A 10921-nucleotide genomic window follows, 5' to 3' on the forward strand; every position below is an offset into this window, starting at 1 on the left:
GGGTTAATCTGGCGGAATATTACAGTAAGAGCGTCCCAGACCGTCGTCACTAGGCGGCAAAACAAGGCATATTGAGGGCTTCAACAGCGCCGTGATCGCGGGAACCCCGCTCAGGCCGTGAACAGCTCGCGGGGGAACTCGGCCAGCGTCTCCGCGCCCGTCGAGGTGACGCGGAACGTCTCGCTGATCTCCATGCCGACCTCGGGCGTCCAGATGCCGGGGATCATGTGGAACGTCATGTCCTCTTCGAGGACGGTCTCGTCGCCGGGGCGGATGCTCGCCGTGTGCTCGCCCCAGTCCGGCGGGTAGCCGAGCCCCATCGAGTAGCCGATGCGATCCTCCTTCTCGATCCCGTACCGCTCGATGGTGGTCCGCCACGCCTCCTCGACGCGCTCGCAGGTGACGCCGGGCTCCGCGGCGTCGAGCGCCGCCTCCAGCCCCTCGACCACGATGTCCGCGGTCTCCCGGAGCTCGGCCGGCGGGTCGCCGACGAACGTCGTCCGGGCCAACGGCGAGTGGTAGCGGTGTCGACAGCCTGAGAGCTCGATGATCACCGGGTCGCCGTCCTCGTACCGTCGGTCCGTCCACGTGAGGTGCGGGGTCCCGGTGTGGTCGCCCGAGGGCATCAGCGGGACGATCGCCGGGTAGTCGCCGCCGTACTCCCCCGTCCCGTCGATCAGCTGCTGGTAGACCGCGGAGGCGACCTCGTACTCGGGGACCCCCTCCCCGACGGCGTCGAGGCCGGCCCGCATCGCGTTCTCGGAGATCCGCGCGGCCTGTCGCATGTACTCCAACTCCTGCTCGGACTTCTTGATCCGGATCCAGCCGACGAGCAGCGTCGCGTCCTCGAAGTCGGCGTCCGGGAGGTTCCCCTGCAGGCGCGTGTACGACTTCGCGGTGAAGTAGGCGGCGTCCATCTCGAGGCCGACGCGCCCGTCCGCGACGTCCAACTCCTCGAGGACGCCCGCGACGTAGTCCATCGGGTGGAGGTCGCGCGGCGACTGCACGTGGTCGTCGCTGTACGCGCGGACGCTCTCCTCGGAGAGGTGCGTCGTTGCCCGCGCGCCGTCCCCGTCCATGTCGCGGCCGATCCAGATCGGCTCGTCGCGGTCGGGCGTCACCACGACCGCCTGGTGGACGTAAAACGACCAGCCGTCGTAGCCGGTCAGGTAGTTCATGTTCGCCGGGTCGCTGACGACGATCGCGTCGAGGTCGCGCTCGCGCAGCCGCTCTTTCGTCCGTGCCACCCGCCGCTCGTACTCGGCCTCGTCGAAGATGTGTTCCCGTGGCATGATAAGAGGCGTCTACGAAGCCGATCAGCCAGCAGCAGCATAAATTTACCGTGTACATTAAATACGGAAACTGTGTACAGACTCGTCCGCGCATCCCGGGAATTCGCCCCGAAGCGCCGCTCAGGCCCCTCCGACACGTCTCGTGAGCGGTCTCTTGAGAGCGGTCGAGAGGCATTAAAACCCCGGTTCGTCCGGCTTGGCTCGGTTTTTTGTATCTCGTCCACGGACGATTCCGTATGCTACACAGCACCGGACCGCTGCTGTCCATCGACGTCGGCGAGCGGACGACGTCGGAGACCGACATCACGGGGGTTCAGGAGCGATACATCGGCGGACGGGGCGTGGCGACCCGGCTGGCTCACGAGCGGATCCCGTTCGACGCGGACCCGCTCGGCGCCGAGAACCGCGCCGTGTTCACCACCGGGCCGATGCAGGCGTCCCAGATGAGCTTCACCGGCCGGACGAACTGCACCGCGCTCTCGCCGCTGACGGACGGGCTCCTCTCCTCGAACGCCGGCGGGTTCGTGTCGCGTCACCTCGCGGCGACGGGGTACGGGGCGATCGAGCTCGCCGGTGCGAGCGACGAGCTGGTCGTCGTCCACGTGCGCGACGACGGCGTCGAGTTCGAGGCGGTGCCGGACCTCGTCGGGGCGACCGTCCCCGAGACGACGGAGCTCTTGGAGGGCGAACACGACATCTCCAAAGAGCAGACGGCCGTCATCGGCCCGGCGGGCGAGAACGAGGTCCGGTTCGCGTCGGTGATGACGACCGAGGAGCGTGCGTTCGGCCGCGGCGGGCTGGGCGCGGTGCTCGGCTCGAAGAACGTCAAGGCCGTCACGTTCGACGGCGATTCGGCCCCCGACGTCTCGATCGATGCCACCGCGGACGACGTCCACCGCGAGGCGGCCACCGAGGACCACATCATGAAAGAGCAGGGGACGGTGGCGGTGATGGACCTCGCCAACGAGATGGACGGGCTGCCGTCCTACTACTTCTCCGAGCGCTCCTTCGCGGGCGTCGAGGGCATAAACGGCGCCGCCGTCGCCGACAAGAAGTACAAGAAGGGGACGTGCTCGGCGTGCGCGTTCGCCTGCAAGCTCCCCACTCGCGACGAGGGGCGCGGCGTCGAGACCGAGGGCCCCGAGTTCGAGGTGGCGATGGCGTTCGGCTCGAACTCGGGCGTCGACGACGTCGTTGACGTGATGGAGTCGAACCGGCTCTGCGACGAGTACGGGCTCGACGCCATCTCTGCGGGCAACACGATCGCGGCGTACCTCGCCGCTGAAGACGAGTTCGGCAACCGCGAGCTCATCTGGGACCTCGTCGAGAAGATCGCCCACCGCGACGGGGAGGGCGACCAACTCGCGGAGGGGATCGGCCGGATCCACGAGGAGCTCGGCGTCGGGAACTGGTCGGTGAAGAACATGGACTTCGCGGCCCACGAGGGGCGGCTCCTCCACGGGCAGGCCCTCTCGTACGCGGTCGCGAACCGCGGCGCCGACCACATGTACGCGACCTTCTACTCCGTGGAGTACCCCTTAGTCGAGGAGGACGATGCCATGGAGCCCGCGGGATTCGAGGGGAAGGCCGAACGCCTCGTGGAACGCGAGAACCTGATGGCGCTCAACGACAGCGGCGTCGTCTGCAAGTTCTCTCGGGACTTCATGACGCCCGAGCGCTACGAGCTGCTCTTCGGCGCCGACTTCGACGAGCTGCTCGCGGCGGGCGCCCGGACGGTGACGCTCGAGCGCCACTTCAACAACCGACGTGGGATCGACGGCGACGACGACCGACTCCCGTACGAAGAGGAACTGTCCGGCCTCGACGACGCCATCGGCTCGTACTACGAGCTCCGCGGGTGGAACGACGACGGCACGGTGCCCGAGTCGGCGCTGCCCGCGTAGGGCTTCCGGGCCGTGCGGATCTGGCCCGACCGAAGCCCCTCGGCCCGAGGTGTTGCTAGGCCGCCGATCGACACGAGACGCGATCGGAAAGAAGCCGACGCCGCCTACGTCGGCCGCTGTCCTTCCGTGGTCGCCGCGATGGCGTCCGCGATGATATCGGTGGCGACCTCGGCCTGTCGCTCGGTCAGTACGAGCGGCGGCAGCAGTCGAAGCACGTTGCCGTGACGGCCGGCCTTCCAGACGAGGACGCCGTGCTCGAAGCAGTACTGTTGGATCGCGTCGACGACGTCGCCGTTGGGGTCGCCGTCCTCGTCGACGAACGCCGCGCCGATGAAAAGCCCGCGGCCGCGGACCTCGCCGATGCGGTCCGTCCCCTCACCGGCGGCCCGGAGCCGGTCGCGGATGTACTCGCCGAGATCGCGGGCGTGCGCTAGAAGGTCGTGATCCTGGATGTATTCGATCGCGCGGGTCCCGGCGCGCATCGCGACCACGTGGCCGCGATAGGTACCGGCGTGACCGCCGGCGTCCCACGTGTCGAGGTCCTCGTGGTAGATCGTCGCCGACAGCGGGAAGCCGACGCCGCCGAGCGCCTTCGCAGTCGTCATGATGTCCGGCGTGACGCCCTCCCACTCGCTCGCCCACCACTGCCCGGACCGGCCGAGCCCGCTCTGAATCTCGTCGAACATCAGCGGGATGTCGTTCTCGGTGGCGATCGTTCGAAGTCCCTTCAGGAAGCCCGGCGGCGGAACGATGACGCCGCTCTCGCCTTGGATCGGCTCGACGAAGATCCCGGCGGGGTTCGCGAGTCCCCCGTAGGGGTCTTCGATGATCTCTCGTACCTCTTTGAGAGCGCGCGCACACGACGGGGCGCCGCAGCACTCGCTCGCGGGGCGCGGACAGACCGACGCCGCGTCGCCCGACTCGGCGCGGTCGATGAACGGTGAGGGGTACTTCGCGTGGACGACCTCGGGGAGGAGCGGCGTGTAGTCGTCCTTGAACCCCTTGTTCGAGGTGAGCGCCATCGCGCCGGAGGTCGCGCCGTGATAGCTCCCGCGGAACGCGATCAGCCCGTCGCCCCCGGTGTTGTATTTCGCGAGTTTGATCGCGGCCTCGACCGCGTCGCTCCCGGTCGGCCCCCCGAAGACGACCCGGTTCTCTCCGCGAAGGCCGGGCGGGGCGATCTCGTCGAGCTTCTCGATCAGGTCCAGTCGGGCCTCGGTCGGGAAGTCGATCGTGTGGACGATCTCCTCGGTCTGCTCACGGACGGCCTCCAGCACGTACGGATTCGAGTGGCCGACGTTCAACACGCCGATGCCGGCGAACATGTCGATGTACGTGTTGCCGTCGGCGTCGCGGAGCGTCGCCCCCTTCGCCTCCTTGAACGCGACCGGAATGTCGTCGGGGTACGCGACCGCGCTGCTGTCGATCTCCTCCTGTTTTTCGAGGAGCCGTCGCGACTCCGGACCGGGGACTCGGTCGACGCTCGGCTCCTCTGCGAAGTGCAGGTCTTGGATCGGCGGTCCTGGCATACCCCAACCGATACGATGCGCCCACATAGAATTGGTGCAACCAGCAATCAATGACAGTGTATACGGAATTCGTTTTAATCTTCGACGGCGCCGTCCGATCGCCGGGGCGGCGCGGCCGCGTCAGACCATCGCCCTGCGAGCGAGCGCTCGGAAGTTCTCGAAGAGCCGCCCCGGTCGGTGCCGTCTGAAACACAGGGGAGACGTCCCCCACGGTCTCCGGTCCGACCCGCAAGTGTTCACGAGCGAGGTGGGGTCAGGAGAGGTCTCTGTCCGATCCCGTGGGAACGGACGGAGCAAAACGCGTGATTCGGGGGGTCGACGGGGGGATGGGGGTATTACTGCGTCCCGAGGTACAGCTCGGTGACCTCGTCGCTGTCGAGCAGCGACTCGGCGGTTCCCTCGAACCGGTCTTCGCCCTGGTCGAGGACGACGCCCCGGTCGGACTCCCGGAGCGCCCGTCGGGCGTTCTGTTCGACCATGAGGATCGCTGTCCCCGACTCGTTGATGTCGACGATCTTCTCGAACACCTCGTCGACGAGCTGGGGAGCGAGGCCGGCCGAGGGCTCGTCGAGGATCAGCAGATCCGGATCGAGCATCAGCGCCGCCCCCATTGCGACCATCTGCTGCTGGCCGCCCGAGAGCGTTCCGGCCTTCTGGTCCGGCCGCTCCTCGAGAACGGGGAATCGATCGTAGACCTGCTGAACGCGGTCATCGAAGTCGGCGTCGAGATCGCTCTCGCTGAGCGCCCACGCGCCCATCTTGAGGTTTTCGAGGACGGTCAGGTTGGGGAAGATGTTCTCCGTCTGTGGAACGTGACAGATCCCCTCGTAGATCACTTCCTCCGGGGGAAGCCCGGTGACATCTTTCCCGTCGAGCGTGACCGACCCGGACTTGATGTTGAGCAGTCCGACGATGCTCTTCAGGAGCGTCGATTTCCCGGCCCCGTTCGGCCCGATGATCGCGACCATCTCGTCGCTCTCGACTTCGAGGTCGACATCGTGGACGACCATCAGATCGCCGTAGCCGCTCTCGAGGCCGGACACGTCGAGTAGCGTCATACTTCACCTCCGAGGTAGGCCTCGAGCAGTTGCTCGTCCTGCTGGACGGTCTCCGGCTCCCCCTGAACGAGGATTTCTCCGTTGTGCATCCCAATAACGCTGTCCGAGATGGACATTATCGTCTCGATATCATGTTCGACGATCAGGAACGTCCTGTTCTCCTCGTCCCGTAGTTCCGTGATCCGATCGAGGAGGTGGTCGGTGAGGTCCGGGTTGACCCCGGCCATCGGCTCGTCCAGAAGCAACACGTCAGGATCGCACATCAGCGATCGGCCGAGTTCGAGCAGCTTTCGCTGCCCGCCAGAGAGGTTGCCCGCGTACTCCTCGCGCAACTCCCAGAGTTCGAGGTACTTGAGTAACTCCTCAGCGCGCTCGCGCTGCTCGTCCTCGTACGCTCTCACCGTCCCGGGTTGAGTCAGGAGCGGGAGGATCCGCTCGCCGGGATTTTCCTGTGCTGCGAGCAGCATGTTGTTCATCACGGTCATTCCGGATAGTTCGCGGGTGATCTGGAAGGTCCGGATCAGCCCGCGCTCGGCGCGCTTGTCGGGTTGGAGTTCGGTTACGTCCTCGCCCTTGAGCGTCACCGCCCCATTGTTGGGTTCGAGAAAGCCGCTCATCAGATTGAACAGCGTACTCTTTCCGGCGCCGTTCGGTCCGATGAGACCGGTGATCTCCCCTTGCTCGATCGACACGGAGACGGTGTCGACGGCGACGAGTCCGCCGAACTTCTTCGTGACGCTCTCGGTTTCGAGTATTGGGCTGTCGTCGCTCATCGTGTCGCCTCCCCGAACAGTCCGTCTGGACGGGTGAGCAATCCGATGATCAGCAGCACGAGACCGACGACAGGCTTGTACTCCGAGGGAATGAAAGCCACGCTCACTTCCTGTCCGATCCCGATGACGTACCCCCCGATGACGGCCCCGGTCGGGTCACCGATACCGCCGAGTATCACCGCGGCGAAGATTGGAATGAGCGCGATAAAGCCCATGTTCGGCCGGAGGTTCGAATCCAGACCGAGCATGATCCCCGCGAGCGCGGCGATGATCCCGCCGACAAGCGAGATGTAGATCACCAGCCGCTTGGTGTCGATCCCGCGCAACCGCGCGAGGTCGGTGTCGTCGGACGCCGCCCGCATCGCGATCCCGATTCGAGTCCGGTGCAACAGGAGGAACAGGAGGCCGAGAACGATAAGGCTCATCGCGATGATGGCCACCTGCTCCGGCAGGAACGTGATCCCGAGGAACGACGGCCCCTCTTCAACCGGAACGGCGTAGTACCGCGGGTCCGTCGACCAGACGATTCGTATCACGTTTCTGAGGATGAACGCCATCCCAATCGAGACGACCAGCAAGACGATCGGGTCGCGATCCATGAACTTGCTGAAGATCGCCTTGTGGACGACGACGGCGAGTGCCCCACCGCCGACCGCACCGATCAGTATCGACACGACGATCGGAAGGTCCAATCTGACGTTTGCCGCGAGCGCGAAGTACGCGCCCATGGCCATGTAATCGCCGTAGGCGATGTTGATGAAGTTCAGCAGTCCGAACAGGAGCGTCAGCCCCAGTCCAGCGAGCGCGATCAGACTGCCGACGACCAGCCCGTTCCAGATGAACTGTGGATCGATGATCATATTCAGTTACCTCCTCCGCTCATGCCCGCGAGCGACCGTTCCTTGTCACCAAACATCCCGTGCGGCCGGTAGTACAGCACAGCGATGAGCAGTACGCCGATGATGATCAGGCGGAGATACGGCAGTTCGTTCCCGAGCGGAATGTCTCCCGGCAGGAACCGGGTGATCTGCCGGATCCCGGTGACGATGACGGCACCGGCGACCGCGCCGAAGTAGCTCCCGGCACCGCCGATGATGACCATCGCCCAGATCGAGAACGTGAGGTTGGAGAGGAACATGGTCGGCTGGATCGCGTAGACGTAGTGCGCCCAGAGCGAACCGGCCAGTCCGGCGAGGGCGGCACCGAGCGCGAAGGATTTGAGCTTGAACCAGGCCGTGTCTTTCCCCAGCGCCTTCGGAACGTCCTCATCCTCCCGGATCGCGTGGAGCACGCGCCCGAACGGCGCGTTCGCGAAGTGTCTGAACAACGCGTAACTCCCGAGCAACACGAGGAGAACGAGCCCGAAGTAGAACACATCGTAGGGAAGCACTGCGGGCAGGCTCTCGTCGAGCGGCCGGGGGATGTTATTCAGCGTCTGCACCCCGCTCGTGAGCCACGCCTCGTTCGAGATTATCAGCCGGGCCGTCTCCGCTCCGGCGAGCGTGACGATCGCGAGGTAGTCGCCGTCCAGTCGGATGCTCGTGATACCGAGAAGGAGTCCGAACAGCCCGGCCGTGATCGGTGCGGCTATCATCCCGACGACGATGGGGAAGTCGAAGCCCACGGTCCGGCTGGCGAGCAGTCCGGCGTCACCCACCGGCGTTGTCAGGATCGCCGATGTGTAAGCCCCAACCGCGAAGAAGCCAGCGTGAGCGAAGTTCAACAGCCCCGTGTCCCCCCAATGCATGTTCATCCCGATCGCCAGGATCGCGTAGATCCCGATGATGATCAGGGTAACCATGACGAGGGAAAACGACACAACCATCCTATGCAGCCTCCGTCTGTTCGCGTCTGTTAATTAGCATACTCGAAGTTTTTCTCTGTCGTTTGGCACCGTTCACCCGTGGTTCGGGAGGTCCTCTCGACAACGTCCCGACAGCATCTGGGCCCCGGTACCGTGAAACACGTTCCATGCTGTGTAGTCTTCCGGACTGAGATGTTACGTTGCGCCCGGCGATTCCGGCCGGTCAGACCGGCTACCGACGGCTGTTGCAGGGACGATCGAGATGGACACTCGATCGCACGGGGCCGCCGCCGACACGGCCCCACCGGACCCGGGAGCGGTATCGCCCCTGGAGCGACCCGAGTTCACTCCGCCAGTTCCTCGGCGGAGTAGGTGATCTGTGGCACCCATTCTCCGTCCTGTGCCTGCAGCGCTTGGAACGGCCCGAGGACGTTCCCGTTGTCGTCGAAGTCCTGCGGATTACCCGCGCCCTGGTAGTTGATGTCGTTGCCGTTCGCCAGCTCCTGTTTCCCTTCGGCGAACGTCGAGACTTCCGTTCCCGGCGGGTTGGAGACGTTTGTGAGCTGTTCCGGAATCGCCTGGCGCTCGACGGCGCCGTGTGCCTCGAACGCGAGAGCGAACTGGTTGACCGCGTCGTACGCGTTCGCACCGAACGTTCCGGGCGCGCTGTCGGTCACCTCCTGGTGGGCCTCCTCGAACTGCTCGTAGGACGGACCGGGCGCGGGCGCCTGACCGACCATTCCTTCGATGGGGTCCGCGCCGACCGTCTCGATGAAGTCCGTCGTGAGGACGTCGTTCGACAGAGTGAGGTTGAAGTTCTCCCCCGCACCGAGCTCGGTGTAGTTGTTGATGAACAGCGAACTGATCTCGGTGCCGGCCGTCATCTGGACGATGTCCGGCTCCGCGTCGATCAGCGTCTGAATTTCGCTTCGATAGGAGTCGGTCTCGAGTGCGAGCGGGGTCTCGTTGATGACCTCGCCGCCGAGTTCTTCGAAGAACTCCCCGACCGCACGCGAGAAGCTCTGCGATCCGCGGTCGTCTTTGAACGCCAGCGCCATCGTCTCGTGGCCGAGCTCTTCGTAGCTGTACCGTGCGGCCGCGCGCCCACCGATCGCGTCGCTCGGGACGTTCCGCCAGAACCACTCGCCGCCGACGTCATCGAGTTGGATCGTCCCGGCCATGATCGTAACCAAGGGAGTCTGCGCGTCCTGCACCGGTTGGACGAGGTTCGGCACCGTTGAACTGGACGGACCGACGATCCCCGGGATGCTGTCGTCGGCGGCGAGCGTCTCAAAGCCGCTGAGAGCTTCCTGCGGGTTGGTCTGGCTGTCCTGTTCGTTCATTTCGATCGTCATCCCGTCGAGGACACCTTCGCTGTTGTCGTTGATCTGGTGAAGTGCCGTGTTGTACCCCCGTCGGGCGTTCCCACCGATCCATCCGAGCCCGCCGCTGAAGGGATTGAGTGCACCGAGTGTGATCGTGTCACCGCCGCTCGTGGAACCACCATCGTCGCCGTCGCCGCCGTCGCCGCCGTCACCGCCGTCGCCGCCGTCGCCGCCGCCGCCGCTACAGCCGGCGAGGCCAATGGCCCCGGTCGCACCGATGGTTGCAATGAATTGACGCCGCTTGGTCGAATCGCGTCGGCTATTACTGTTGCCAGACATAGCATAGTTGGAATGTAATCATAGTCCATTTAAATTTTTGAATTCGAAGGTAATTTATATTGGTTCTCCTTCGATACGCCGAAATCGGCACAGAGCTCTTACCGATGTATGACGATTTCGGCGCCTTCCCACCGTTGACTGGCCGAAATCCGAAGAAGGAATTGGTGCGCGGGACCGGATTCGAACCTCACTCACTCCGCTTCGCTTGTTGCGCGCGACTTCCAGGACTCAAATCCGCTCCTGCTCCCTCGCTCAGCCGCTGCGCTCCTTCGCTTAGTGCGCGGGACCGGATTCGAACCGGCGGACCCCTACGGGATAGCGTCCTAAGCGCTACTTAAGTACTTGGCTCGGCGGGTGCTTTCGCTCGCTGGCGGTCAGAGCAACCCTATCTACAGCATCACCAACCACAGGGGCTCTATCGCCTGCGTGCGCCGGTATTCGCTCCCGCGTATCGCCGTGCCCGATCTTGCGTTTTTGCTTGTGTCGCGTGCTTCTCAGTCCTCTCACTTAAAAATGACCCACTGTGTAGCGTTATGCGACACAGACGTTCAGCGACTTAGGACTAACATCCCGTAGGGGTCCGCCTCCCGCACTTGTCCCGCGGGCTCACTCGCCTCCTCTTTCACGTCGGAGCATCTCTGTCGCTGACTCCTCGCTATAGTCTTCATCACTTGCGAGCTCGCCTCGGAGGTCTGATGGGGATCTGTATATTCGAGAAAAATCGATTAGCGCGTCGACTCGCAGCTGCATGTCTCGTCCTACGCTCTTGTGTAGCACATTGTTGATTTCAGAGAGTTGCTTTGACGGCGTGTTTGAGCGCTTTTCGTCCGGGTTTGCGGTAGAGTTCTCGTCTGAGTTGGAACGCTCGGAGATACTGTGTGAGGCGATCTTTTGAGA

8 protein-coding genes and 1 pseudogene are annotated in these 10921 nt (G+C 64.5%); 1 reads left to right on the plus strand and 8 read right to left on the minus strand.

Annotation, left to right across the window (positions count from 1 at the left end; translation table 11 throughout):
* Positions 1-110: 110 nt before the first annotated feature.
* Positions 111-1292, minus strand: a complete 1182-nt coding sequence (locus tag N5096_RS05485) for a M24 family metallopeptidase (RefSeq protein ID WP_267663320.1) — start codon at positions 1290-1292, stop codon at positions 111-113.
* Positions 1293-1528: 236 nt separating this feature from the next.
* On the opposite strand from N5096_RS05485, the gene N5096_RS05490 reads away from it, so the two are divergent.
* Positions 1529-3196, plus strand: coding sequence for an aldehyde ferredoxin oxidoreductase family protein (locus N5096_RS05490; RefSeq protein ID WP_267663321.1), 1668 nt, complete (start codon positions 1529-1531; stop codon positions 3194-3196).
* Positions 3197-3300: 104 nt separating this feature from the next.
* Here N5096_RS05490 and N5096_RS05495 read toward each other — a convergent pair whose 3' ends face one another.
* From N5096_RS05495 to N5096_RS05525, 7 genes and pseudogenes are all read right to left on the minus strand, one after another.
* Positions 3301-4725, minus strand: coding sequence for an aspartate aminotransferase family protein (locus N5096_RS05495; RefSeq protein ID WP_267663322.1), 1425 nt, complete (start codon positions 4723-4725; stop codon positions 3301-3303).
* A 335-nt stretch (positions 4726-5060) separates the two neighbouring features.
* Positions 5061-5783: an ABC transporter ATP-binding protein gene (locus N5096_RS05500; RefSeq protein WP_267663323.1), complete on the minus strand. Its 723-nt coding sequence runs from the start codon at positions 5781-5783 to the stop codon at positions 5061-5063.
* Positions 5780-6556, minus strand: coding sequence for an ABC transporter ATP-binding protein (locus N5096_RS05505; protein ID WP_267663324.1), 777 nt, complete (start codon positions 6554-6556; stop codon positions 5780-5782). The genes N5096_RS05500 and N5096_RS05505 overlap by 4 nt, the downstream gene beginning before the upstream one ends.
* Positions 6553-7416 (minus strand): branched-chain amino acid ABC transporter permease, encoded by an 864-nt coding sequence (locus tag N5096_RS05510; RefSeq protein ID WP_267663325.1) that lies wholly within the window; start codon positions 7414-7416, stop codon positions 6553-6555. Before N5096_RS05510 ends, N5096_RS05505 begins: the two co-directional genes overlap by 4 nt.
* A gap of 2 nt (positions 7417-7418) precedes the next feature.
* Entirely contained in the window at positions 7419-8381 is a 963-nt protein-coding gene (locus N5096_RS05515) for a branched-chain amino acid ABC transporter permease (protein ID WP_267663326.1), read from the minus strand.
* A gap of 323 nt (positions 8382-8704) precedes the next feature.
* Positions 8705-10024, minus strand: coding sequence for an ABC transporter substrate-binding protein (locus N5096_RS05520; protein WP_267663327.1), 1320 nt, complete (start codon positions 10022-10024; stop codon positions 8705-8707).
* Between the two features lie 787 nt (positions 10025-10811).
* Positions 10812-10921, minus strand: a pseudogene (locus N5096_RS05525) (IS1595 family transposase); the annotation flags it as partial.

This window comes from Halorubrum yunnanense, from assembly GCF_026586675.1.
Classification (GTDB): Archaea; Halobacteriota; Halobacteria; order Halobacteriales; family Haloferacaceae; genus Halorubrum; species Halorubrum yunnanense.